28 protein-coding genes and 1 pseudogene are annotated in these 23,781 nt (G+C 45.5%); 23 read left to right on the top strand and 6 right to left on the bottom strand.

The annotated features are described in order from the left end of the window. The first annotated feature begins 26 nt into the window (after positions 1–26). The 7 genes from tuaD (at position 27) to P3X63_RS19740 (ending at position 7,740) form a co-directional block, all read left to right on the top strand. On the top strand, positions 27–1,358 hold the full coding sequence (gene tuaD, locus P3X63_RS19770; RefSeq protein WP_142246088.1) for a UDP-glucose 6-dehydrogenase TuaD: 1,332 nt from the start codon (positions 27–29) through the stop codon (positions 1,356–1,358). A gap of 18 nt (positions 1,359–1,376) precedes the next feature. Continuing rightward, positions 1,377–2,306 carry an NAD-dependent epimerase/dehydratase family protein gene (locus tag P3X63_RS19765; protein ID WP_026588957.1) on the top strand — a complete coding sequence of 310 codons (930 nt, stop codon included), beginning with the start codon at positions 1,377–1,379 and terminating at the stop codon, positions 2,304–2,306. Between the two features lie 67 nt (positions 2,307–2,373). After that, positions 2,374–3,831 carry a teichuronic acid biosynthesis protein TuaE gene (tuaE, locus tag P3X63_RS19760; RefSeq protein ID WP_026588956.1) on the top strand — a complete coding sequence of 486 codons (1,458 nt, stop codon included), beginning with the start codon at positions 2,374–2,376 and terminating at the stop codon, positions 3,829–3,831. A gap of 37 nt (positions 3,832–3,868) precedes the next feature. Then, on the top strand, positions 3,869–4,546 hold the full coding sequence (tuaF, locus tag P3X63_RS19755; RefSeq protein ID WP_026588955.1) for a teichuronic acid biosynthesis protein TuaF: 678 nt from the start codon (positions 3,869–3,871) through the stop codon (positions 4,544–4,546). Between the two features lie 29 nt (positions 4,547–4,575). Beyond that, positions 4,576–5,334: a teichuronic acid biosynthesis protein TuaG gene (tuaG, locus tag P3X63_RS19750; protein WP_026588954.1), complete on the top strand. Its 759-nt coding sequence runs from the start codon at positions 4,576–4,578 to the stop codon at positions 5,332–5,334. 28 nt (positions 5,335–5,362) lie between these two features. Further along, positions 5,363–6,544: a teichuronic acid biosynthesis protein TuaH gene (gene tuaH, locus P3X63_RS19745; protein WP_277691724.1), complete on the top strand. Its 1,182-nt coding sequence runs from the start codon at positions 5,363–5,365 to the stop codon at positions 6,542–6,544. A 131-nt stretch (positions 6,545–6,675) separates the two neighbouring features. Then, positions 6,676–7,740, top strand: a complete 1,065-nt coding sequence (locus tag P3X63_RS19740) for a glycosyltransferase family 4 protein (protein WP_026588952.1) — start codon at positions 6,676–6,678, stop codon at positions 7,738–7,740. Positions 7,741–7,785: 45 nt separating this feature from the next. Here P3X63_RS19740 and P3X63_RS19735 read toward each other — a convergent pair whose 3' ends face one another. The 6 genes and pseudogenes from P3X63_RS19735 to P3X63_RS19710 form a co-directional block, all read right to left on the bottom strand. Beyond that, positions 7,786–8,220: a Kelch repeat-containing protein gene (locus P3X63_RS19735; protein ID WP_277692949.1), complete on the bottom strand. Its 435-nt coding sequence runs from the start codon at positions 8,218–8,220 to the stop codon at positions 7,786–7,788. Between the two features lie 15 nt (positions 8,221–8,235). Further along, positions 8,236–8,349, bottom strand: a pseudogene (locus P3X63_RS19730) (hypothetical protein); the annotation flags it as partial. Next, positions 8,337–8,882 carry a Kelch repeat-containing protein gene (locus P3X63_RS19725; protein ID WP_277692948.1) on the bottom strand — a complete coding sequence of 182 codons (546 nt, stop codon included), beginning with the start codon at positions 8,880–8,882 and terminating at the stop codon, positions 8,337–8,339. The pseudogene P3X63_RS19730 and the gene P3X63_RS19725, both read right to left, overlap by 13 nt. Further along, a complete protein-coding gene (locus P3X63_RS19720) occupies positions 8,873–9,097 on the bottom strand; it encodes a hypothetical protein (RefSeq protein ID WP_277691723.1) in 225 nt (74 codons plus the stop codon). The genes P3X63_RS19725 and P3X63_RS19720 overlap by 10 nt, the downstream gene beginning before the upstream one ends. Before the next feature lie 155 nt (positions 9,098–9,252). Next, positions 9,253–10,329, bottom strand: coding sequence for an LCP family protein (locus P3X63_RS19715; RefSeq protein WP_026588950.1), 1,077 nt, complete (start codon positions 10,327–10,329; stop codon positions 9,253–9,255). Between the two features lie 13 nt (positions 10,330–10,342). Beyond that, positions 10,343–10,981 (bottom strand): YigZ family protein, encoded by a 639-nt coding sequence (locus P3X63_RS19710; protein ID WP_026588949.1) that lies wholly within the window; start codon positions 10,979–10,981, stop codon positions 10,343–10,345. Between the two features lie 221 nt (positions 10,982–11,202). Between P3X63_RS19710 and degS the strand changes: the two genes are divergently transcribed. From degS to P3X63_RS19630, 16 genes are all read left to right on the top strand, one after another. Then, the gene (gene degS / locus P3X63_RS19705; RefSeq protein ID WP_026588948.1) at positions 11,203–12,360 is read left to right on the top strand and encodes a two-component sensor histidine kinase DegS; all 1,158 of its coding nucleotides are present in this window, start codon (positions 11,203–11,205) and stop codon (positions 12,358–12,360) included. A gap of 81 nt (positions 12,361–12,441) precedes the next feature. Next, on the top strand, positions 12,442–13,131 hold the full coding sequence (gene degU / locus P3X63_RS19700; RefSeq protein ID WP_026588947.1) for a two-component system response regulator DegU: 690 nt from the start codon (positions 12,442–12,444) through the stop codon (positions 13,129–13,131). 119 nt (positions 13,132–13,250) lie between these two features. Then, positions 13,251–14,093, top strand: coding sequence for a DegV family protein (locus P3X63_RS19695; RefSeq protein WP_277691722.1), 843 nt, complete (start codon positions 13,251–13,253; stop codon positions 14,091–14,093). Positions 14,094–14,226: 133 nt separating this feature from the next. Next, positions 14,227–15,615, top strand: a complete 1,389-nt coding sequence (locus P3X63_RS19690) for an ATP-dependent helicase ComFA (protein WP_277692947.1) — start codon at positions 14,227–14,229, stop codon at positions 15,613–15,615. A gap of 56 nt (positions 15,616–15,671) precedes the next feature. Continuing rightward, the gene (comFB, locus tag P3X63_RS19685) at positions 15,672–15,956 is read left to right on the top strand and encodes a late competence protein ComFB (RefSeq protein ID WP_026588943.1); all 285 of its coding nucleotides are present in this window, start codon (positions 15,672–15,674) and stop codon (positions 15,954–15,956) included. Further along, positions 15,913–16,647: a ComFC family protein gene (locus P3X63_RS19680; protein ID WP_277691721.1), complete on the top strand. Its 735-nt coding sequence runs from the start codon at positions 15,913–15,915 to the stop codon at positions 16,645–16,647. Before comFB ends, P3X63_RS19680 begins: the two co-directional genes overlap by 44 nt. 58 nt (positions 16,648–16,705) lie before the next feature. Further along, positions 16,706–17,125 carry a TIGR03826 family flagellar region protein gene (locus tag P3X63_RS19675; RefSeq protein WP_277691720.1) on the top strand — a complete coding sequence of 140 codons (420 nt, stop codon included), beginning with the start codon at positions 16,706–16,708 and terminating at the stop codon, positions 17,123–17,125. Positions 17,126–17,205: 80 nt separating this feature from the next. Beyond that, positions 17,206–17,472: a flagellar biosynthesis anti-sigma factor FlgM gene (gene flgM, locus P3X63_RS19670; RefSeq protein WP_026588940.1), complete on the top strand. Its 267-nt coding sequence runs from the start codon at positions 17,206–17,208 to the stop codon at positions 17,470–17,472. Between the two features lie 19 nt (positions 17,473–17,491). After that, the gene (locus P3X63_RS19665) at positions 17,492–17,971 is read left to right on the top strand and encodes a flagellar protein FlgN (protein ID WP_026588939.1); all 480 of its coding nucleotides are present in this window, start codon (positions 17,492–17,494) and stop codon (positions 17,969–17,971) included. A gap of 15 nt (positions 17,972–17,986) precedes the next feature. After that, the gene (gene flgK / locus P3X63_RS19660; protein ID WP_026588938.1) at positions 17,987–19,510 is read left to right on the top strand and encodes a flagellar hook-associated protein FlgK; all 1,524 of its coding nucleotides are present in this window, start codon (positions 17,987–17,989) and stop codon (positions 19,508–19,510) included. Between the two features lie 10 nt (positions 19,511–19,520). Next, positions 19,521–20,432: a flagellar hook-associated protein FlgL gene (gene flgL / locus P3X63_RS19655; protein WP_026588937.1), complete on the top strand. Its 912-nt coding sequence runs from the start codon at positions 19,521–19,523 to the stop codon at positions 20,430–20,432. Positions 20,433–20,481: 49 nt separating this feature from the next. After that, the gene (locus P3X63_RS19650) at positions 20,482–21,048 is read left to right on the top strand and encodes a DUF6470 family protein (RefSeq protein ID WP_277691719.1); all 567 of its coding nucleotides are present in this window, start codon (positions 20,482–20,484) and stop codon (positions 21,046–21,048) included. A gap of 20 nt (positions 21,049–21,068) precedes the next feature. Then, a complete protein-coding gene (fliW, locus tag P3X63_RS19645) occupies positions 21,069–21,500 on the top strand; it encodes a flagellar assembly protein FliW (RefSeq protein ID WP_277691718.1) in 432 nt (143 codons plus the stop codon). Further along, positions 21,494–21,718, top strand: a complete 225-nt coding sequence (csrA, locus tag P3X63_RS19640) for a carbon storage regulator CsrA (RefSeq protein ID WP_026588934.1) — start codon at positions 21,494–21,496, stop codon at positions 21,716–21,718. The genes fliW and csrA overlap by 7 nt, the downstream gene beginning before the upstream one ends. A 145-nt stretch (positions 21,719–21,863) precedes the next feature. Further along, positions 21,864–23,033 carry a flagellin N-terminal helical domain-containing protein gene (locus tag P3X63_RS19635; RefSeq protein WP_077736085.1) on the top strand — a complete coding sequence of 390 codons (1,170 nt, stop codon included), beginning with the start codon at positions 21,864–21,866 and terminating at the stop codon, positions 23,031–23,033. Positions 23,034–23,220: 187 nt separating this feature from the next. Further along, positions 23,221–23,703 carry a hypothetical protein gene (locus P3X63_RS19630; protein WP_026588932.1) on the top strand — a complete coding sequence of 161 codons (483 nt, stop codon included), beginning with the start codon at positions 23,221–23,223 and terminating at the stop codon, positions 23,701–23,703. Positions 23,704–23,781 lie beyond the last annotated feature (78 nt).

The raw sequence follows: 23,781 nt of genomic DNA, 5'->3' as shown, positions 1-23,781 counted from the left end.
TTAGCTTAAAGAAGGGAATGATGATATTGAAAAGGATCGCTGTCATTGGAACAGGATATGTTGGGCTGGTATCTGGAACTTGTTTTGCCGAGGTGGGAAATTCGGTTGTCTGCTGTGATATAGATGCTGAAAAAATCAGAGGGCTATCAGCCGGTATCATGCCAATCTACGAAAACGGACTGCAAGAACTAGTTGAGCAAAACGTAAATGAAAACCGTTTGTTCTTTTCAACGGACATTCCCAAGGCGATAAAACAATCAGACATTATCTATATAGCTGTCGGGACGCCGATGTCAGAAAGCGGAGAAGCTGACCTGACGTATGTAAAATCCGTCGCCGAAACGATCGGAAGCCATTTGAACGGCTATAAAATCATTGTGAACAAGAGCACTGTTCCGGTTGGAACAGGAAAGCTCGTTCAATCGATTATCGAGAAGGCCTCAGGAGGCAAATACCCGTTTGATGTCGTCTCGAATCCCGAGTTTCTTCGCGAAGGAACGGCCATTTTTGACACGATGAATATGGAAAGAGCGGTGATCGGCGCCACGAGCGAAAAAGCTGCGGCGATCATTGAAGAGCTTCATGAACCGTTTCAAACGACGGTTGTGAAAACAAACCTTGAAAGTGCAGAAATGATTAAATACGCGGCCAACGCGTTTTTAGCCACGAAGATTTCGTTCATTAATGATATTGCGAACATTTGCGAAAGAGTCGGCGCCGATGTCGCAAAGGTTTCCGAAGGTGTCGGACTCGACAGCAGAATCGGCGGGAAATTTTTAAAAGCCGGGATCGGCTTTGGGGGCTCTTGCTTTCCGAAGGATACGATGGCGCTTTTGCATATCGCCAAGTCTGTCGGCTACCCGTTTAAAATGATCGAAGCCGTGATTGAGACGAATCAAAAACAGCGGGCCCACATTGTCGGAAAGCTGCTTGACGTGTTTGGCGATCTGAACGGCATGACAGTTTCGGTTCTCGGATTGGCGTTCAAACCGAATACAAATGATATGCGGTCAGCGCCTGCACTGGATGTCATTCCGATGCTGCGAAGTCTCGGCGCTGAGGTCAAAGCATACGACCCGATCGCGGTTCCGGAAGCGGAGCGCCTGCTCGGCGATCAAGCCGTTTACAGCAATGATTTGTTCGAGACGGTAAAAGATACGGATGCGTGCCTAATTTTAACAGATTGGCCGCAGGTGAAGCATATGGATATAAAGAAGCTAAAATCATATTTAAACCGGCCGGTCCTGATTGACGGACGCAATTTGTTCCAGCTCGAGGATATGAAAAGGGAAGGCTTTATCTATCATTCAATCGGCCGCCCTCATGTACAGGGAGAGAAGATTTTAACAAAAGTATAAACGCGGGGTGTTATCAACATGGAAAAAGTACTAGTGACAGGCGGATGCGGATTTATCGGCTCGCATATAGCGGAACAGCTTCTGAAAGAAAACTATCAAGTATCGATTCTCGATAATTTATCAACGGGTCACCGCTCGAATATCGAAGGACTTCCGATCGACTTTCACCACGAGGATATTACAAACCCGGAAGTCATAGAAGTGATCAAAAGCATTAATCCTGATTATATTATTCATTTAGCGGCACAGGTGAGCGTGGGGGAGTCTGTCAAAGATTTTTTGAACGATGAAAATATCAATATTAGAGGCTCGCTCCACGTCATCAAGGCAGCGAGCGAATGCGGTGCAAGAAAAATCATCTTCGCGTCTTCCGCCGCCGTTTACGGAAATCCGGATTATTTGCCTGTCGACACCCGTCACAACACAAACCCGGGATCGCCTTACGGTTTGACAAAGCTTACGGTAGAAAACTATTTGAAGCTGGCCTATGACCTTTACGGAATCGAGTTCTGTGTGCTGCGGTACAGCAACGTGTACGGACCGCGCCAAGATGCGAAAGGAGAGGGCGGAGTCGTCTCGATTTTCTCCGACCTGTTAACAAGCGGAACAGCTCCGGTGATCTTTGGAGATGGTGAACAGTCCCGCGACTTCATCTATGTCGGCGATGTGGCCAGCGCCAATGTCAAAGCGCTCAAAGCTCAATCAAACGTTTGTTTAAATGTGTCAAACGGCTTTTCCATTACGGTCAATGAGCTGTTTGCCGAGATGAAAAAGGCGACGAAATCAACGCTTTCTCCGATCTATCAGGATGAAAGACCTGGAGATATCCGCCACAGCACACTGAGCAATGAAGAAACAAAACAAATCTTGAACTGGGAACCGAAAATGCCGCTCAGTGAAGGACTGGAAAAGACCATTTCCTTTTATAAAAAAGAGATGAATACTTAAAAACAACTGGCTGCTGGCTCATGCCGGCAGCCCTTTTCCAGAAAACACGCGGAAGGAGGGGGAATTGATGAGTCTGAAACGTTCCGCGGCCAATGTTCTGGTTTGGCTCGCCGCTTTGGCCGCAGGCTTAGCATTAACGAATTTATTGGCTCAAACAAGCACAAAGAAAATATTGTTTGTCTTTCTGTTTTTGATCGCGCTGGCTGTATTTGCAGTGCTCAGACCATATTTGTCAACCGAACAGATCATGATGCCCATCTTGTATCTATTGATCTCGGCAACGTTTGCCAACAATGCGTTTTTTACGATCAAGCTCGGATTTTTCAGTCTGTTCCCATACCGGATTCTCTTGATCCTGGCAGGCTTCTGGTTTGTCATGGACATCTTGAAAGGCAGGGGCCATCTGGAAAAATGGAAACAGGTTCATGTGAAAGGGATTCTCTCGTTTTTTGCTTTTTGGTTCTGCTATGGAATGATTTCGCTGCTTTGGGTCAAGTCTGTTACAGATGGCGTGAAATATTTATCACTGCTGGCGATGGGGATGTTTTTTGTCTTTTTGATCGTCCTGTACTTTCAAAAACTGGACCGGCTGCTCGCTTTTTATTACATATGGATGACGCTGACGATTTTCTTGATGGTCATCGGATTCTACAACCATTTTACATTGCACCATCTGCCGAGCTCTACGCTGTTCAACGGACCGCATTATAAGCAGCACTACCCGACATCGGTTTTTTTCAATCAGAATGACTTTGCGACGTTCCTGTCGATCAGCTTTTTCTTTTATCTGGCTTTTTTTAAAAACATCAAAAACAGCTACTTGAAGACGGCGGGACTGATCCTCGCGTTTTGTTCGGTGTATTTGATTTTCCTGACCGGTTCAAGAGCCAGTATTTTAGGCGTCATCGCCGGTCTTGCGCTGTACGTGTTTATTTTGCTGCCCCGGATCTTAAAAAAGTGGGCGCTTATCATCGCTGCCGCAGGATTCATCGCTTTTGCCGCGCTCTTTGCCGGCAAAATTACGGATAAGTTCTATGAATATTTCTTGGCCCCGCAGGCCTCGCACGATTTCAGCGAGCCGCTGCCGTCCAATGTCGCCAGGGCGAACCTTTTGAAAAACGCCGGACATTATGTGCTTGATACATACGGATTTGGCGTGGGCGCGGGCAATGTGCCGTATTATTTAGAGCATCACGCCCTCTTTGATACCGACCAGGTTGTGGAAGTGCATAACTGGCTCGTTGAGATTATGGCTAATTTCGGGGTGCTGATGATGCTCGGCTATTTCACGATGTATCTGTATGTCATGTTGGTGCTTTACCGTTTTTATAAAAAAGGACTTTCAAGCCGCTATAAGCTTCTGATAGAAGGGCTGCTCGCCGCTCTTGTCAGCTTTCTTGTCTCAAGCATCAGCCCGAGCTCCGTCTCGAATCTGTATTTCCACTGGGTGTTTCTCGCGTTGGTTCTCGCGGCGGTCAATACCTTTAGAATACATGGAACGAGTGAAACCGAACGTTTTAGATGATGTCCGAAATAGAATTTAAAAGCAGGGAGAAATTGATGTGAATGATTTAATCAAACGTATTGCAGGCAGAATCAAAAAGTTTTTTGTGCTGATCATCGCGCTTCCTCTAGTTCTTGGGCTGTTCGGCTATTTCATGCCGAAAGGAGAGGCGGCTCCGTCCGATTACACGGCCACTGTAACGATCTCGACAGGGAACTACGGAGAAGCGAAGTACAACAATGCAAAAGATGTTCCGCTCCTTTTGAAAAACGAACCGTTTTTAAAAGAGATTTTCCCCGAGATGGAAGAGGAAGATCTGGCGGAGCTGAAAGATGAACTGGCGATTGAAATCAGAACGGATTCGCTTTTCAACTTAAGCTATACAGGGCCTGATAAAGAAGAAACATTAAGCATATTGGAAAAGATCAAAAATGCTTATATGGAAGCCGACAAAGCCCTCTTTTCAAAAAGAGAGGAAGTCATCGAAAAGAACATCAAAGCGCTTGAAGGTGAAACGGTCAGCGCTGACTCCAAGGTCGATAAGCAACGATTTTTGTATGAGCTGGAAACGAGCAAGCTTGATTTGAAGCATGCCGAGGAAATCGAGCCTTTAACCGTTTTGGACAACGAGTCCGCCGGCTTGTCGCCGAAAAAAAGAGCGGTGCTCGGCGTGTTGATCGGTTTGGCGCTGTCGTTTTTGATTATTGTTGTGCCGGAAGTGTTTAGAGAACGCTAAAATTTTGATTGGGGATGTGGATCAGGATCATGTCGAGTCAAAAACCTTTAATCTCTGTGATTACGCCTTCCTATAATGCGGAGGCATTTATCGAGAAGACCATTCAGTCAGTCCTCCATCAGAGCTTTTCCGATTGGGAAATGATCATCGCCGATGATTGCTCAACAGACGGAACGAGGGATATTTTAAAGCGTTATGAAGAAAAAGACGGGCGGATCCACGCCATTTATTTAGAGGAAAACAAGGGAGCGGCGGCGGCGCGGAACGCCGCCCTCAACAAAGCGGAAGGGCGCTATGTCGCTTTTTTGGACAGCGATGATGTTTGGAAAAAAGAGAAGCTGGAAAAACAGTTTGCTTTTATGCAGAAGCATCAACACGCCTTTACATTTACGGCGTACGAGCTGATCAGCCAAAACGGCGAGCCGCTTCATAAAACGATCGCCGCGCCCGGAAGTCTCGCCTATGACGACGTTTTAAAAAATACGATTATCGGCTGCCTGACGGTCATGCTTGACAGGGAGCAGACGGGCGACATTCAGATGCCGAACATTCGCACACGGCAAGATTTAGCGACTTGGCTGTCTATTTTAAAACGGGGATTTAAAGCGTACGGATTAAACGAGCCATTGGCTGAATACCGGATTGTCGACACGTCGATTTCCAGAAACAAGTGGAAGGCGGCGCAAAAAACGTGGTATGTGTACAGGGAAATTGAGCGCCTCCATTTGATGAAGGCGACATGGTGCTTTGTCCACTATGCGAAAAATGCGGTCATGAAAAGATTATAACGGCATCGCCGGAAAAAGGTGATAGAAAGTGAAAACAGATCAAGTCAGACATGTTGTAGTGGCGACCGGCCAGTGGGGGCAGGATCAGCTGAGATACCGAAGGCACCGCCTTGCGGAATTTTTGGCTGAACAAAAGGAGACAAAGGAAGTCATCTGGGTATGTCCCGCAGAAGAAGTTTCTTCAGAGACATTTACAGAGCTTAACAACGGCATCAAGCAATTTGCGGTCAAGGATTTTTTAAAGAAAAAAGTGTTCAGATTTGCGCGCTATAAAGATGTTTTCTATCAAAAAAAGCTCGCACCTCTTTTACAGTATTTGACGACAGAAGGCCGCGGAGAAAAAGTGTATTTATGGTACACATTCCCCGGCTTTCCGCTGCTCGCGTCGTTATATCAGTGGGATCAGGTCATTTATGATTGCAGCGACCATTGGGCGGCGCCGATCAGCGGAAAACAAAACATTGCCGCTGCGTTCAGGCGAAAGGTGATTGTTGAAGCTGAAAGCAGAATTCTCAATGCCGCTGACACGATTTTTTGTACGTCCGAATATTTGCGCCAAAATGTCCAGAACCGGCTGAAGGGAGAGAAAAAGCCGGTTTTTAAGATCGAAAACGGCGTCGAATACGATCTGTTTGCGCGAAATGAGCAAAAGGCGGATGTATTGAACGGCAGAGAAGGCACCGTGCTCGGTTTTATCGGCGGAATTAAGCCGAAGCTCGACTTCAGGCTCGTCAAAGAAACCGCCAGAGCGAAACGGGAATGGACGTTTTTATTTGTCGGTCCTGACGGAACAAACGGCGACCCGGAGTTTCAAGAGCTCCTGCAGGAGGAGAATGTCATCTGGACGGGGCCGGCGGCGCCCGCGGAAGTCCCTGCTTATATGAATGTGATTGATATCGGGATCATGCCTTACAAGCCGTCTCCCTATAATAATGCGGTGTTTCCTTTAAAACTGTTTGAATTTTTGGCGGCCGGGAAGCCTGTCGTCGGCTTAAACCTGCCTTCAACAGAAAAGGTGCAGAAAGAACACATTTACCGTCATATCGCAGGGAGCGATATGCGTGCGTTTACGAAAGCCTGTGAAGAACTGGAGATGTCGCACGATGACCCTTCCCTGACCGAGCTTCGCAAAAAGACGGCCAAGGAGAAAGATTGGCATCAGTTATTTTTCGAAATGACCGGAAAACTAAACCTGAACCAGCATGCATAGGCCGCGGCAGAATTTAATTTATCATGTTTCTTTTAGATTGAGCTTGTTATAATAAATAATGAAATTGTATAATGAAAAGGTATGACCTATTCTTAACTCGAACCAGACTTCATTAAAAAGGAGACTTCTTTATGTCTTATGAACGCACAATACTTGCGTTTTTTGTCTCTCTGATAACCGTTTTAATCATCACTCCGCTAGTGAAACGAATAGCACTCAAATCCGGTGTCATCGATCAGCCGGATCATCGAAAAATACATGATAAAATTATGCCGCGTATGGGCGGTTTAGCCATTTTTATAGGAGTATTGACCGGATCGATGGCCGGCGGTGTTTATGAAAACAGAATAACGGCGATCACGCTCGGCGCTTTTATGATCGTCACGTTAGGGATTATAGATGACAAATACAATTTAAACGCGAAAGTCAAATTCACCGTCCAACTACTGGTGGCTTGCCTGATCGTCAGCACCGGTTTGAAAATGGAGTTTTTGTCGATCCCGTTTTGGGATATCCGCTTTGATCTAGGGTGGCTCGCCTATCCTTTAACGATTTTATGGATCGTAGGCATTACAAACGCCATCAATCTCATCGACGGATTGGACGGACTCGCAGCCGGCATATCGGTGATCGGCCTTTCGACAATTGCCATCATGGCTTTTTCCGCCGACAAAATCTTAATTTTCTCTTTATCATTGGTTGTCATCGGCAGCACGCTCGGCTTTCTCTTCTATAATTTCCACCCCGCGAAAATATTTATGGGAGACACGGGCTCGCTGTTTCTCGGCTATGTGATCTCCGTCTTGTCGCTTTTGGGTCTGTACAAAAGCGTGACGCTTTTCAGCGTCGTCATCCCGATCATCATCCTCGGGGTGCCGATCTTTGACACGACCTTTGCGATTATTCGGCGCATTTTAAACAAGCAGCCGATTTCCGCACCTGACAAATCACATATCCATCACAGGCTGATGGCCTTCGGACTGTCACACAGAAAAGCGGTGATCGTCATCTACTTAATCGGCATCGTCTTCAGCCTCAGCGCTATTCTCTTAAAGACAGCGACGCTCTGGATGTCGATCTTCATCATCTTCGGCCTGATCCTTTTCATGCAGATCATCGCCGAAGTGACCGGACTCGTCAATGAGCAGTACAAGCCGTTCACGAAGTTTTACAGGCGCATGGTGAAAAGGAATTGACAAAAAACCTTGATTTCAAAAGAAGAAATCAAGGTTTTTTAATGGTTATTTAGACGAATATTCGTTTACTTCAAAGGTCAAGATATTGTTGAAAATCACATAATCCTTCCGGCTGGAAAACGGCCCTTTGTTATTGTCATGCTTATCAATCGCATATTTCGACGACCCGCTCCCGGCGTCTTTTTGATCATACCAGCTGATAAAGTCATTTACCTCATCCATCGACAGGTCAAATTCCTTCTCAAGACCATTCGTCATGGTGATGACGAGCAACGCGCGGTCACCTGATGACTGATCCGGAGTTGGTTCCGGGGTGGTGGGGGTTTCCGGTGTTGATTCATCTAGGGTGTACATTTCAACGGATTTTAACGGACTTGCTCTGTTCCTATCTTTCGCTCCGCCGATAACATATAGGTTATTACCAATAGTTACGGTACTAGCATTAGTTCTAGCATTTTTTAATGGTTTAAAGTCTTTGATTGAATTATCAGATGGATTATAAACTTGTGTACTTGTTGTTCCTTGCCCATCCGGGACATTTCCGCCTATAATATAGATTTTTCCATTTAGGACTGTCGCTGATGTTCCCTCAAGTTTTAAATTTTGCATGTCTTTTTTAAGGTCCATGTATCAGTTCTAGGATCATACATATAAATTGTCCCGTTAATTAAATGTGATCGAGTAGGAGGACTACCAGCATCGTTTCTCCCACCAATTGCGTAAATCTTTCCATCTACAACAGCTGTCGCAAATTTCAAGGAAGAAACAGGGATATTTTGTTTCTTTGTCCATGTCTCTGTTTCGGTGTCATAACAGTAATTATTTTTCGCATTTATATATATATCACCTGTATAATCTAGACCACCTATGACGTATATTTTTTTTCCGATAACTGCTGCAGAAGTCCCGCTTCCAATCGGCTTTGGCATAGATGGCGCAGTTTTCCATGTATCAGTTTTGGGATCATATACATATGTAGGGAAAGAAGTTCTGGTTCGAGCATCAAAACCTCCAAATATATAAATTTTTCCATCAACAACTGCTGTAGATGAACTTGATCTTATATTAGGCATATCCGCCTTTTTAGTCCATGTATCACTTTTTGGATCATAAACATAAGTTTGCTTGTCTGCTAATAAAATACCGTTTGCATCTTTTTTTCAGAAAATCCCCCAAAAACATAAATTTTCCCATTAACAACAGCAGTAGCTGCAGCGAAGCGAGCTTCAGGCAAATCCGCCTTCGCCACCCAACCATTCGTCTCCTCACCAGCATCCTCCGCCGATGCGGGAATATACCCCGTCACATAGCTGAGCAGCACAATGACGCATACTAAAAAAAGTTTCTTTTCAAACATATCTCTCCTTATCCATAATTTCAGCATTCTTTTATATCGGCTGACCGGCGCTTTTTTTAAGAATCGGATTGTGATGAGCGGTATAGCAGCGCACATAAAAAAACACCTCTTGATAAATCTCTCATCAAGAGGTGTGTCTTTTATCAGTTTGAATATTAATACGACACAGACGCATCTGCAGAACTATCCGTCCCGTCGGGAGTTGTGTCTGAGCTGTCAGTCGATGATTCGCTTGCATCAGCGGTTGCATTCGGATAGAGGTGTTGGGTCAGTTCACTTTGAACGTTCGCCAGGTTTTGGTCATCCGGTTCAAAATAGTACACGCCGGCAAGCGTCAGGTCTTGTCCGGTAATGCTTAACGTTTCAATATCATTGCCTTCAAATCCGCTGTAGATTTGCTGGAGGGCGAGCGCTTGCGTGATTCTGAAGTTTGTTTGAATATTTTTGCTTGCTTTTTGGGCGATCGTATCGATTTTCGCCAGGTTTTGCGGCTTGGAAATCTGATCGAGCGCCGCTTTGAGGATTTGCTTCTGCCTGTCGTTTCTGCCGAAGTCTCCCCGTTTATCCTGCTTTCTCATCCTGGCGTAGGCCAGCGCTTCTTCACCGTTTAAATGCATGTTGCCTTTTTTGAAGTAGATTCTTTTCGATTTGGACACATCGCTTTTTTCGTCAAAGTCAAACGGCACGTCAACATCGATGCCGCCGATTTCGTCGATGACCTCTTTGAAGCCGTCAAAATCGACCGTCGCATAATAGTCGATCGGAATGCCGAGAAAATCCTCGACCGTCTCGATCGTTTCTTCTTTGCCGCCTTTCGCATAGGCCGCGTTAATTTTCGTTTTTGTACCGGAAGTGTCACTGGCCAGCTGGACTCTCGTATCCCTAGGAATACTGAGCATTTTCATCGTTTTTTGCTTAGGATCAAGCGTGACGACAATCAGGGAGTCCGACCGTCCGTGGTCTCCGTCTGTCGCATAGTCTTCAATCCCCATGAAAAGAATGGAAAAAGGCTTTTTCTTAATATCGACGACTTCATCGCGAAGCTTTGACTTTTCTCCCCGTTCCAGTTGTTCGTAAGTGTCGTCTGCGGCAGAGATCGTGTTGAAAATCTTGTAAATGCCCACTCCGCCGATTACAAGAAGTGCGAGCAGAATCAGGACCATCATCCGTTTAAACAGCTTTCTTTTTTTACTCTTTTTTTTCCGCACTCTCACTTTTATACGCTCAGCCATATATTAATCTCCTTTAATTATTAAAAGCTTCTTCCAGATAGACCTGAATGCCTTCTCTATTCTCACTCTTGCCATTTGTTAATTCCGTTATCCATTCAGTAAAGGCCTGTTTTTCGTTTTCCTTTACATATGTTTCAAACTCAACGTCATCGGCATAGTGAACGTCTTTTATTTTATACGGCGACTCGCGAAGCTCGTTTTCCAGCTTCCCGATCCACGTGTAGCCGACAGTGGTGTGCATCACCCGCATCAATGTGCGTTCGACAACCCCGACATGGTTCAGCCCTTCTGATACGGATTTTCCGTAAGCCCGTATCAAACCCCCGGCGCCCAGTTTAATGCCGCCGAAATAGCGCGTAACGACCGCGCATGTATCTTTTAAATTGCGTTTTTTTAATACTTCAAGCATCGGAACTCCTGCTGTTCCGCTCGGTTCCCCATCATCGTTTGCTTTTTGAATCTGATCGTTTTCACCGATGACATATGCGGAACAATTATGAGTCGCATTCCAATGCTGTTTTTTTATATCATGAATAAAATTTTGCGCTTCTTCCTCAGTACTGACACGGGTTAGATGACAAATGAACCGGGATTTTTCGATCACGATTTCATGCGTCCCTTCTCCGGAAACAGTAAGATAGCTTTGCAGCATCCCCGTTTACCTCCTGACAATCCGTGCTGATGTTCTTAAATAACGAACAGACTTAGAATTTTGACGCGTATTTTGTTATGATTAAATAGATATGGATGAGAGACCATAAATAAACCAAAAAAAACAGAATACGCATTCTTTCATTATAATTCGACACGAATTTCAGTTCAATGAAAATTATGATAAAACTACATGACAATGCTGTTACGGAGGGAAAATGGGTGAGTGTTTCCAAAATGGACTCCAAAGTCTTAGATTCAATCATTATGAAGATGTTAAAAACGGTTGACGGGAGCAAGGACGAAGTCTTTCAAATCGGCGAGCAGTCCCGTCAGCAATACGAAGGCTTAGTGGAAGAGCTGAAGCAGATTAAACAGCAAGTCAACGAAGTCATCGATCTCGGAGACAGGCTTGAGGTGCATGCGCGCCATGCCCGAAACCGCTTGTCAGAGGTCAGCCGCAACTTTCATAAATTCAGCGAAGAAGAAATTCGCGAGGCTTATGAAAAAGCGCACAAGCTGCAAGTCGAGCTGACAATGATCCAGCAACGGGAAAAGCAGCTGAGAGAAAAGCGCGATGATTTGGAACGGAGGCTGTTGGGCCTTCAGGAAATCATCGAGCGCTCTGAAGGGCTTGTCAGCCAAATTACTGTCGTCTTGAACTATTTAAATCAAGATCTGCGCCAGGTGGGCGTCCTTCTGGAGGATGCGCAGGCCAAACAGGATTTCGGACTGCGGATCATTGAAGCGCAGGAGGAAGAAAGAAAAAGAGTCTCCCGGGAAATACACGACGGACCGGCGCAAATGCTCGCCAACGTCTTAATGAGATCGGAATTGATCGAGCGCATTTTCAGGGATAAAGGAACGGATGAAGGCTTCCAGGAAATCAAAAACCTCCGTCAAAACGTCCGCAATGCCCTTTATGAAGTGAGACGGATTATTTATGATTTAAGGCCGATGGCTTTAGATGATTTAGGATTGATTCCGACGCTCAGAAAATACTTGAATACAATCGAAGATTATCATGGAAAAGCGAAAATTCATTTCCAATGCATCGGAGAATCTGAAGACAGGCGAATTGCGCCGCGATTTGAGGTGGCACTGTTCCGCCTTGCCCAGGAAGCGGTCACAAATGCCTTAAAACACTCCGAATCAACAGAGATCCATGTTAAAGTAGAAATAACAAAAGATTTTGTGACACTGATCATTAAAGACAATGGAACAGGCTTTGATATAAAAGAAGTGAAAGGCAACAAAAACAAATCTTTTGGTCTTCTTGGCATGAAAGAGAGAGTCGATTTGCTCGAAGGTTCGATGACAATAGATTCGAAAATAGGTCTCGGGACATTTATTTTGATCAAAGTTCCGCTTTCTTTGTAAAGGTAACTGTAAAATAGAGACAAAAGACATATTGACCATAAAAGCGGTGTATAGAACAATGAGAATGGGGAGGCGTAGCTTGTGACTAAAGTAAATATTGTAATTATTGACGATCATCAGTTATTCCGTGAAGGTGTAAAACGGATTTTGGACTTCGAACCTACCTTTGAGGTAGTAGCCGAAGGAGACGACGGTGATGAAGCAGCTCGCATTGTCGAGCACTATCATCCTGATGTTGTGATCATGGATATCAACATGCCGAATGTAAACGGAGTGGAAGCGACAAAACAGCTGGTCGATCTTTACCCGGAATCAAAGGTTATTATTTTATCCATTCACGACGATGAAAACTATGTAACACACGCATTAAAAACAGGAGCACGCGGCTATCTTCTGAAAGAAATGGATGCCGACACACTGATTGAAGCCGTAAAAGTAGTGGCTGAAGGCGGATCTTACCTTCACCCTAAGGTTACGCACAATCTTGTCAACGAATTCCGGCGTTTGGCAACAAGCGGGGTATCAGCGCATGCCCAGCATGAAGTGTATCCGGAAATTCGCAGACCGCTTCACATTTTGACGAGAAGGGAATGCGAGGTTTTACAGATGCTCGCAGACGGAAAAAGCAACCGCGGCATCGGTGAATCATTATTTATCAGCGAAAAGACGGTTAAAAACCATGTCAGCAACATCCTGCAGAAAATGAATGTAAACGACAGAACTCAAGCTGTCGTCGTGGCCATTAAAAACGGCTGGGTAGAAATGAGATAATAGTGGACTTGCCATCAGGCAGGTCTTTTCTTTTTCTTGAAAATCAAATTTTATAATGAAAAACGACTGCTTTTCTTTTAAAATAGATAAGAGTATCTTTCATAAGGAAGGTTTATTTCATGAAAACAGCAGTAGTAACAGACAGTACAGCTTATATCCCCAAAGAACTGCGGGATCGCTATGATATTCATATGATACCGCTCAATGTTATTTTTGGCGAGGCTTCATACAGGGAAGAGATTGATATGAGCTGGAAGGATTATTATAAAGAAGTAAAAGCCCATCAAAATCTCCCGACGACTTCACAGCCGGCATACGGAGAAATGATCTCTCTCTATGAGAAGCTTGCTGCGTCGTATGATGCGGTCATCAGCATCCATCTCTCCAGCGGAATCAGCGGAACGTTTAACAGCGCTGTATCCGCGGGCGGAATGCTTGATGATATTAAAGTGTATCCGTTCGATTCGGAAATCAGCTGCATGGCGCAGGGCTTTTATGCGATCGAAGCGGCTGAGATGGCGGAAAAAGGGGCGGCTCCCGAAGACATCCTCAGCCATTTGGAGCGCATGAAAATCTCGATGAGGGCTTATTTCATGGTCGACGATCTTTCCCATCTGCAAAGGGGAGGGCGGCTCAGCGGCGCTCAGGCGTTTGTCGGAAGCCTTTTAAAAGTAAAGCCGATTCTCCATTTTGAAAATAAGTTGATCGTGCCTTTTGAAAAGATCCGGACGAGAAAAAAAGCGTTAAACCGTTTGTATGAGCTTTTCGGCGAGGATGCCGGAAAAGGCAAACCGCTCAGAGCGGTCGTGATTCACGCCAACCGCGAAGAGGAAGCCGATCAGATCATTGCAAAGCTGTCACAGCAATATCCTCATGTCGAATTTTATAAAAGCTACTTCGGCCCTGTAATCGGCACACACCTTGGTGAAGGGGCAATGGGCATTGCCTGGTATATAGTATAATGCTAATCTCCGTTTTAGAAAAACGGGGATTTTTGCATTTTGAGCCGTTTTCAGACCGCTGTTTTTCGATTTTCCCGATTTTACAAGAAAACGGGAATGATAGATACTGAATGCGTGATTGGAGGTGGTCTGAATCGAACATGAGGCATCCGCATATACCGGCAACCTGCAGGCTCTTCTGGAGGCGCGCCAGCTTCTGAAAAGCGAGCTTCCCTTTCCGGACAGCGCCGTAGAATGGCATATACAAAACGGACTCATCAAGGCTGAAACACCGATTCAAAAAACGGCAAAGGGCTTGATCTGCATGAGGTGCGGCCAGCGCGATCCGTCACGTTTTGCGCAATATCCTTGTTTAATATGCCAAAAAGACTGTGTATACTGCCGTTCCTGCGTAATGATGGGAAGGGTGAGCGAATGCACGCCGCTTTTGACATGGACAGGCGGCGGTTCTTCGGCATGGCCGCCGGTCAGCATGACCTGGAAAGGTGTTCTTTCGGCCGGACAGGAAAAAGCGGCGCGAATGATTGTCGATGCCATCCGCCAAAAAGAGCAGCTTTTAGTCTGGGCGGTTTGCGGTTCAGGCAAAACAGAAATACTTTTTCAAGGAATTGAGTTTGCGCTAAACAAAGGTTTAAGGGTATGCATCGCCACGCCGAGAACGGATGTAGTGCTGGAGCTCGCCCCGCGGCTGCAGACCGCATTTAAAGGATTGGACATCGCCGTATTATATGGCGGAAGTCCGGACAGAGGGAAGCTTGCACCGCTTGTCATCTCAACAACCCATCAGCTTCTCCGCTATAAAAAAGCATTTGATGTGATCATCATCGATGAAGTCGACGCTTTTCCATTTTCTCTTGACCAAAAACTGCAATATGCTGTTCAAAAAGCGCGAAAACCGCAAAGCGCCCGCATCTATTTAACCGCCACCCCATCGGAAGAAATGAAACGAAGCGCTGAAAATGGCAAGCTCCGCACTGTGCAGATACTCTCCAGATATCACCGCAAGCCATTGTCTGAGCCTGTTATGAGGTGGTGCGGGAACTGGAAGAGAGGACTCGACAAGGGAAAACTGCCGCCCGTAATAATGCAATGGCTTTTCAAGCATAAAGAGCTGCAGCAGCCGGTTTTTTTATTTGTTCCCTCGATTCCAATTCTCAAATCAGTGTCATTCCTATTAAAAAAAGCGCAATTCCAAGCCGAGAGCGTTTATGCAGACGACCCCGGCAGAAATGAGAAAGTCGGGCTGTTCAGAGAAGAAAAGCTTGATGTACTGGTGACGACAACCATTTTGGAAAGGGGAGTGACGGTCAGAAAAGTCCAGGTCGGGGTGCTCGGTGCGGAGTCGGCCGTCTTTAGCGAAAGCGCGCTTGTCCAAATCGCCGGCAGAGCCGGCAGACACCCGCAGTTTCCTTGGGGAGACGTCTGTTTTTTTCACTTTGGCAAAACAAAGAGCTTGAATGCGGCCTGCCGCCATATTCGCGATATGAATAAATTGGCTAAAAAGGAAATATTGGTTGACTAGTCCGATATTCATGGTACAGTATACTCATGATATGAAAATTGAGGAGCGGTGCCGGAATGTTAGTCAATGCAAAAGAAGCTGTTTTGGAAGAATTGTTTGATCAGTATATCGACCAGCTGCATATGGATTGCATGTGCGAAAGGTGCAAAGAAGATGTTCTCGCCCTTGCTTTAAACGCGGTCAAGCCAAAATATGTCACAGATGCGTCAAAGCTAACTTACATCAAAGCAGAGCTAGTTGATAAACAAAAAAATACGTCCATGCTTGTCACCTTGGCTGAAGCCGCAAGAAAGGTGAATGAAAATCCGTATTGCGAAAATCAACAGAAAGGAAGAGGATGAGCTGAATTGTTTAATCTGTGAAGCGCCTCTTTCACATTCTCTTTCATGGCGTGTCTTGTTCTTTTTGCGAACGGAAGAAAAGATATGTCGGGAATGTAAAGAGAGCTTTAACAAGATCGAAGGAACCGTATGCCGCAAATGCGGCAGGCCGCAGGACAGTGAAAGGCTCTGCCGGGATTGTTTAAAATGGGAAGCCGATCCGAAAACACGCTCACTTCTCAAGCAAAACCGCTCCGTTTATCTGTACAACTCTTTTATGAAAGACGCGCTCGCCCGCTTTAAGTTCAGAGGCGATGCCGAACTTGTCTACGCTTTTGCCCCATCATTTATCCGCGCCTTTCAAACATACTGCCGCCATTCTCATCCCATACTCGTGCCGATTCCTTTAAGCGAGGAACGCAAAATCGAGAGAGGCTTTAATCAGGCGGAGCTGCTTGCTTCCTTATTAAAAAGACCCGTCATCCATCCATTGATCAGAACGGAAAATGAAAAACAATCCAAGAAAAGCAGAGCGGAGCGCCTTAAAGAAAAAAACGTCTTTCAAACGGACAAAGGATCTGTAAAGGGTCTCCATGTCATGCTGATTGACGATTTGTATACGACCGGCGCAACTCTCCACCATGCAGCCCGGTGCCTGAAGGTTGACGGCGGAGCCGATTTGGTATCATCTTACACATTAATTCGAAGCTAAATCATTTCTTTTCCCTGCCGATATATAAATTAGAATTTAAGGATAGGGGTCAAAGTTTATGAATCAATTGGCGAATTGTCCAAGATGTAATGCATTGTTTATGAAAAGCAGCTTTCAAACCGTTTGCCATTCATGTCTCAAAGAAGAAGAACGTTCATTTGAAAAGGTATATAAATTTCTGAAGAAGCAGGAAAACCGCCAGTCTACGATGATTCAAATCGTGGAAAAAACCGGGGTTGAGGAAGAGCTGATTCTGAAATTTATCAGGCAGAAACGCATCCATATTTCCAATTTCCCGAACCTTGGCTATCCATGTGAAAGATGCGGCACCTTGATTCGTGAAGGCCGTTATTGCAAGCCTTGTGATGAAGACCTGGCTTCGCAAATAAGTCAATTGGATCAGCTGGAACAGCTTGAAAAACAGAAATCGAATAGTTCTAAAGGCACATACTATACCATTCAGCCCAAAAATGATTGATTCCCTAAACTACCTTGCAGCTCAGACGATAAAATGAGTATGATCATAGACAAACTATGACGGAAAGTGAGAGGAATCCCATGAAAATCAATCAATACGGAACACAATCTGTTCATTCTTATCATAAATCTTTTGAAAAACAAACGCCATCTGCACAGGCGGCAGCCAAGCAGGAAGATAAAGTCGAAATTTCTGCAAAAGCAAAGGAGCTCCAGCAAGGTCCTGCTTTAATGAAGGAACGGCAGGAGAAAATTGCCCAGCTGAAGGCAGCCGTGGAAAATGGGACATACAAGGTAGACGGGAAAGGCATCGCTGAAAAAATGGTTCATTTTTATAAGGAAAAATAAGAAGGGAGGAAGACGTTTAGTGAAACGGGTGATTGAAGAGCTGGAGCGCTTGTGCGTTTTGCATGAGCATCTTTTGACGCTGTCCGAACAAAAAACGGAGGCGCTGAAGACAAATGAGATTAAAGAGCTTTCAGAAATCGTGACGAAACAACAAAAGTATGTGCAGGCAATTGAACAAACGGAGCAATCCCGCATTGAAGCGACGAAAGGCTGCCTCGGAAGCACGGATGCCACCATCAGCGCATGTATCAGCGCAGCTGAAGGAGATGAAAAAAGGACGCTTGAACAGTTATTCGCCAAGCTCTCCAAGCTTCTCATCCGTTTAAAGGATGTGAACGACTTGAATAAGCAGCTGACGTTTCAGTCGCTTCAATTCATCTCGCTCACCTTTGACTTGCTTATGCCGAAAGAAGGCGGTTCGAACTATGGAAAAGATCAGCAGCCAAATCAATTAGGCAGCGGGACAAAACGGCTTTCTTTATTCGATTCAAAAGCGTAAAACGGAGGGGAAAAGATGACAAATCCAACTTTTTTAGGGCTGGAAATCGCCAAAAGAGGGTTGTCTGCACAGCAGTCCGCTTTAAGCGTCACATCAAACAACATCTCAAACGCCAATACCGAGGGCTATACAAGACAGCGCGCCACATTTAAATCGACAACACCTTACCCGACGGTATCAATGAATTCCATCGGTCTTGCCGGACAGATGGGGACAGGCGTCGAGGTCGGCACGGTAGAACGGGTCAGAGACAGCTTTCTCGACTATCAATACCGGACGCAGAACACGAATGTCGGATACTACAATGCGAAGGCCGATGCCTATGAACAAATGGAAGGCATTATGAATGAGATGAATGGGACAGGCTTGAACAGTGTTCTTAATTCCTTTTGGAATTCGATTCAGGAATTGACGAACAATGCACACGAACCAAGCGCACGCTCGGTTGTCGCCCAAAAAGGAAAGGCGGTAGCCGAGACGTTTAACCATTTGTATGAATCGTTGACAACCGTTCAAACCAATTTGGGGGATCAGATTGAACAAGATGTTTTGTCAATTAATTCCGTCCTTTCACAGCTGAACAGTGTGAACGACCAAATTGCACAGGTCGAGCCGAACGGCTATTTGCCGAATGATTTGTACGATAAGCGGGATATGCTGCTTGATCAGCTGTCTTCAATGGTCAATATCAAAGTCAGCTACAGTAAATCGGGAGGCAATCCACAAGCTGGGGCCCAAGGAATTGCTTCCGTTGAAATTCTTGACAGCAATGGTCAGTCTCTCGGGAAAATTCTTGACGGGCCAAATTTCACAACTGCGAATGTGAAAGTCAACTATGACAATGACACGAACCTTGTGACAAGCGTTTCAATCGGCGGCACGGACATCGGCATCGATTCATTTACCAGCAAAGGTTCGCTTCTGGGCTTAATCGAATCTTACGGCTACATGTCCAGTGGCGAAGAGAAGGGTGTATATCCTGAAATGCTTGCCGACCTTGATGAGATGGCCCTCGCATTCGCAAAGGAATTCAATACAGTCCATCAAAACGGATATACTTATTCCGGTGATCCTGGCGGCGCGTTCTTTGAATTCACCGGCGGAGAGGCCGAACCTGCCAAAGGAGCCGCTGCTAAAATCAAAGTGGCCGATGATATCATGGATTCCAAGGGAGAAAATATCGCCGCATCTCTGAACGGTGAGACGAGCGATAACTCAAATGCGACAAATCTGGCGGAGGTCTTTACGAAAAAGTTTCAGATCGGTGAGAAAACAACGACGGTTTTAGACTATTACGCCGGTATGATCGGAGAAATGGGTGTGCAAGGACAAGAAGTCAACAGGCTTCTTGCGAATTCGGAGACGCAGCTCAATTCAGCCGAATTAAACCGGCAGTCGGTGAGTGCTGTTTCACTCGACGAAGAAATGACGAACATGGTCCAATTTCAGCATGCTTATAATGCAGCGGCGCGAATGATCACGCTGCAGGATGAAATCCTCGATAAGATTATTAACGGCATGGGTGTCGTAGGAAGGTAGGTAAAGAGCGATGCGGGTAACCCAAGGCATGATCGCAAAAAATTCTTTGCGCTACATCAGCTCCAGCTACGGAAAGCTGGATAAGCTGCAAACACAGATTTCAACAGGGAAAAAAATCACGAAGGCGTCGGACGATCCGATCGTCGCGATGAAAAGCCTGAAATACAATACACAGCTGTCTCAGGTTGAGCAATACAAAAGCAATGTTTCCCAAGCATTCACATGGCTTGAAAACACGGAAACGAACATAACTGAAGGTATTGACATCATGGGGCAAATCAGGGACAAGATTGTCAATGCGAAAAATGATACAAATGGTGACACAGAGTTAAAGGCCATCGGAGTCGAAATCGGCCAATTAAAGGAACAGCTGATTCAAGTCGCCAATACACAGGTCAATGGCCGCTACCTATTCAATGGAACGAACTCGGATGTCGCTCCAATCGTAAAAAATGCGGACGGCACTTATACGTATAATTTTGAAAGCTATACAAGTTCTTCAGATGTGAACATTAATGTCTCTCCAAATGCAACATTAAATGTGAACTCAAACCCGAACTCGGCTTTCGGCGGAAAATCAGACAGCGGGCAAAATGTCTTTGAAATGCTGTCGTCTCTTGAAGATGCGTTGAATTCGAATTCCTTGGATGATATGGACGCTGTCATAGCAGATATTGACAAATTTACCGGTCAAATGAGCGCGGAACGGTCTGATGTAGGAGCGCGCTATAATCGGCTTGAATTGATCGAAACAAGGCTGGGCGTACAAGAAGAGACTTCAACAAAAGTGTTGTCAGACAATGAAGATGTTGAACTTGAAGAAGTCATCACAGACTTTATTACACAGCAAAGCGTGCACAGAGCGGCGCTGTCCGTAAACGCGAAAATTGTTCAGCCGACATTAGTTGACTTCTTAAAATAAAAGCGACTCTTTTGGAGTTGCTTTTTTTCGGCAAAAGGAGGTAGCTAGCATGCAAATACAAAGGTTGATCATGCAAAATACACCGGGACGAATCGGGTTGACGACGACACCGCCGGACATAAAAATCGAACAGCCGCAAGCCGATGTGAAAATCGAGCAGCCGCCGGCGGAATTAAAGATATCAACCACGCCTTCAAAGCTTACGATTGACCAGACGAAAGCCTGGGAAGACTTAGACAGGAAGCATATTTTCAAAAGAATTGAAGAGGCCGCCCAGCAAGGCCATCAAGATTGGCTTGACGGACTCGCGAGAACCGCTGAAGAAGGGGACGAACTGATGAGGATCGAAAATGAAGGCGATCCGATCGCCGATCAGGCGAGAAGAAACACCGAGCCTGAACCGATTCAGATCGGTGTCCATTTCACACCGGAGTTCTCAAGAGTGAAAATCGATTATACACCATCAAAAGTTGATATTCATGCGGTGCCGCACAAACCGGTCATTGAAGCGAAGCCTAATCAACCGGTGATTGAATATACACCCGGCAATGTAAAGGTTGACATGCTTCAATATCCGGAGTTAAAAATAGATGTGGAGTATCCGCAGCAAAAGTAATCAGCAAAGGATCGTGAACGATGATCATTAAAACGAAATACCACGGTGAAATGCCTATTAATGAAGAGCAAATTTTGGTGATGGAAAACGGGATTCCCGGCTTTGTCGATGAGAAAACATTTGTCATCCTGCCGCTTTCCGAAGATTCCCCGTTTCTTGTCCTCCAATCGACGGCAACTGAAGAACTCGCGTTTATCGTCGCCAGCCCGTTCATCTTTTTTAAAGAATACGGGTTTGACATTGACGATGCCACGGCTGAGCTTCTTGAAATTGAGAAGGTCGATGATGTCGAAGTGATGATCATTTTGACGATTGAAGATCCATTTGAAAAAACGACAGCCAATCTGCGTGCGCCGATTATTGTCAATCGCACCAATAAGCGCGCGAAGCAAGTCATTTTGCACGACACCTCTTATACGACAAAGCACTTGATAGGAGGATCCCCATGTTAGTCTTAACGCGCAAACTGAATGAAGCGATCCAGATCGGCGCCGATATTGAAGTGAAGATCGTTGCCGTTGAGGGAGACCAGGTCAAAATCGGCATCAGCGCTCCCAAGCATATCGATATTCACCGCAAGGAAGTCTATTTGTCGATTCAGGAAGAAAACAGCCGGGCCGCTTCCATCTCCAACGACTTTCTCGCTCTCTTGTCCTCACAAAAAAAGTGAGGATTTTTTTCATTTTTAAGCTAAACAAACTATCCTCCACTCCGATATAAAGGATGTAGCAGGACAAGGGTGAACGCGATACCCGGAAACTGCCGCAACGATGCACATGGACGTGCTCGACACCCATTTCAAGGAGGAAAACAAAATGAGAATCAACCACAACATCGCGGCGCTGAACACGCACCGCCAACTGACTGCTGGTTCAAACGCTGCCAGCAAAAACATGGAGAAACTATCTTCTGGTCTTCGCATCAACCGCGCTGGTGACGACGCTGCCGGACTTGCGATTTCCGAAAAAATGCGCGCGCAAATCCGCGGCTTGGACATGGCTTCAAGAAACGCCCAAGACGGCATTTCTCTTATCCAAACAGCTGAAGGTGCATTGAACGAAACACACAGCATCCTTCAACGCATGAACGAGCTTGCAACACAAGCGGTCAACGACACAAACACGGACACTGACCGTGCCGAGCTGCAAAAGGAAATGGATCAGCTTGCATCTGAAGTCAAAAGAATTTCAACTGACACCGAGTTCAACACGAAAAACCTGATTGACGGATCAGCAAAAGACCTGACATTCCAAATCGGTGCCAACCAAGGACAAACAATCAGCCTGTCTATCAACAAAATGGATGCTGAAACTTTGAAAGTTGGAACGGATTTCAAAGTTTCACAAACAACGAATCCAGGAGATACTATTACAAGCACTGATGGCACTGTCACTGGAACTTGGAGTAACACTGTAGTTGGTACTGTCACAACTGCTGCTGATGGAACAAGCTCAATGGCTTATACTGATGTAGATGGTACTACTGCGGTTACTGCTACATTTGATGCGAACGGAGCAGATGGTGCGGGTTACTATGACGGTACTAATCTTGTATATGCAGCAGATAAAGCACTTTCTAATAACGCCAAAGTAGATGTTAAAAAATCAGGCTACTATGATGCTTCTGGGGAATTAGTTTACCAGGCAGATAAAGCATTTAAGAATGGAGAGGTAGTAACAAAAGGTATCGACATCTCTTCTAAAGATGCTGCATCAACAGCTTTAACTACAATTAAAACTGCAGTTGACACTGTATCTGCTGAGCGTGCGAAACTTGGTGCGGTGCAAAACCGTCTTGAGCACACAATCAACAACCTTGATACATCTTCTGAAAACTTGACAGCTGCTGAGTCTCGTATCCGTGACGTAGACATGGCGAAAGAAATGATGTCTTACACGAAAAACAACATCCTGACTCAAGCTTCTCAAGCAATGCTTGCGCAAGCGAACCAACAGCCTCAAGGCGTACTTCAATTATTACGTTAATCGGACTAAAAAAGACTCTGGCGACAGCCGGGGTCTTTTGCTTGTCAGCCCTGGTTTTTCGATAAAACCTTGGCTGACAAGCTTTTTTTGTATGAATGTATTTTCGTAAATTATCCATATTTATTGGAAGGTAAATGGAAGAAACGTGTTTAATTGATATATTGAAGACATAAAAAGGGGGAGTTAAATGATGAATGTTAAAAAAGCTTGTGTTTCCATGCTTTCGGTTTCCGCGCTCGCTTTATCAATGAGCGGACCCGCTTTTGCCGCTGAGCAGCCGCAGCCTCAAGCAGCGGCCGTAAAATCAGCCGTTTTGAAACCGGCAAGCATTGAAACCGTCGGGGCATGGAACAAGTCCATTTCAACGACAGGCGGAGAAGTGACGTTGGACACGGTGTACTGCAAATACGATACGATCCTGACGATCAGCGGCTTTCAGGAAGCGCAAGGCACTTCCGCCAGAGTCAGATACCAGCTCAGGGAGAAAATCAGCAGCTATGAAGTCGGCCCCGTCATCAGCTATGTCGATGTCACAAATGTGAACGGCTATTATTCAAGAGCATTCGCCACGAGCGTTTTATCGACTGATAAGACATACGTGATTCAAGCTGTCAACAATACATCTGCTCCAGTTACATTGAGAGGAAACGCTATCCTCTACTATGAATAAGAGACATCCGGACAGATCTTGTTTCTGTCCGGATTTTTCATGATAAGCCTCGAAAACAGAACCTCCGCAAAACGGCGG

Source organism: Bacillus sp. HSf4 (assembly GCF_029537375.1).
GTDB classification, from domain to species: Bacteria; Bacillota; Bacilli; order Bacillales; family Bacillaceae; genus Bacillus; species Bacillus sonorensis_A.
This window is presented reverse-complemented; position numbering and strand designations above follow the sequence as displayed.

What these genes read in the sequence shown, in the direction of transcription:
- P3X63_RS19765 (WP_026588957.1), top strand. Translation starts at nt 1,377, where the DNA reads ATGGAAAAAGTACTAGTGACAGGCGGATGCGGATTTATCGGCTCGCAT.
- tuaE (WP_026588956.1), top strand. Translation starts at nt 2,374, where the DNA reads ATGAGTCTGAAACGTTCCGCGGCCAATGTTCTGGTTTGGCTCGCCGCT.
- tuaG (WP_026588954.1), top strand. Translation starts at nt 4,576, where the DNA reads ATGTCGAGTCAAAAACCTTTAATCTCTGTGATTACGCCTTCCTATAAT.
- P3X63_RS19740 (WP_026588952.1), top strand. Translation starts at nt 6,676, where the DNA reads ATGTCTTATGAACGCACAATACTTGCGTTTTTTGTCTCTCTGATAACC.
- P3X63_RS19720 (WP_277691723.1), bottom strand. Translation starts at nt 9,097, where the DNA reads ATGTTTGAAAAGAAACTTTTTTTAGTATGCGTCATTGTGCTGCTCAGC.
- P3X63_RS19715 (WP_026588950.1), bottom strand. Translation starts at nt 10,329, where the DNA reads ATGGCTGAGCGTATAAAAGTGAGAGTGCGGAAAAAAAAGAGTAAAAAA.
- P3X63_RS19710 (WP_026588949.1), bottom strand. Translation starts at nt 10,981, where the DNA reads ATGCTGCAAAGCTATCTTACTGTTTCCGGAGAAGGGACGCATGAAATC.
- P3X63_RS19695 (WP_277691722.1), top strand. Translation starts at nt 13,251, where the DNA reads ATGAAAACAGCAGTAGTAACAGACAGTACAGCTTATATCCCCAAAGAA.
- comFB (WP_026588943.1), top strand. Translation starts at nt 15,672, where the DNA reads ATGTTAGTCAATGCAAAAGAAGCTGTTTTGGAAGAATTGTTTGATCAG.
- P3X63_RS19680 (WP_277691721.1), top strand. Translation starts at nt 15,913, where the DNA reads ATGAAAATCCGTATTGCGAAAATCAACAGAAAGGAAGAGGATGAGCTG.
- P3X63_RS19675 (WP_277691720.1), top strand. Translation starts at nt 16,706, where the DNA reads ATGAATCAATTGGCGAATTGTCCAAGATGTAATGCATTGTTTATGAAA.
- flgM (WP_026588940.1), top strand. Translation starts at nt 17,206, where the DNA reads ATGAAAATCAATCAATACGGAACACAATCTGTTCATTCTTATCATAAA.
- flgK (WP_026588938.1), top strand. Translation starts at nt 17,987, where the DNA reads ATGACAAATCCAACTTTTTTAGGGCTGGAAATCGCCAAAAGAGGGTTG.
- flgL (WP_026588937.1), top strand. Translation starts at nt 19,521, where the DNA reads ATGCGGGTAACCCAAGGCATGATCGCAAAAAATTCTTTGCGCTACATC.
- P3X63_RS19650 (WP_277691719.1), top strand. Translation starts at nt 20,482, where the DNA reads ATGCAAATACAAAGGTTGATCATGCAAAATACACCGGGACGAATCGGG.
- fliW (WP_277691718.1), top strand. Translation starts at nt 21,069, where the DNA reads ATGATCATTAAAACGAAATACCACGGTGAAATGCCTATTAATGAAGAG.
- csrA (WP_026588934.1), top strand. Translation starts at nt 21,494, where the DNA reads ATGTTAGTCTTAACGCGCAAACTGAATGAAGCGATCCAGATCGGCGCC.
- P3X63_RS19635 (WP_077736085.1), top strand. Translation starts at nt 21,864, where the DNA reads ATGAGAATCAACCACAACATCGCGGCGCTGAACACGCACCGCCAACTG.
- P3X63_RS19630 (WP_026588932.1), top strand. Translation starts at nt 23,221, where the DNA reads ATGATGAATGTTAAAAAAGCTTGTGTTTCCATGCTTTCGGTTTCCGCG.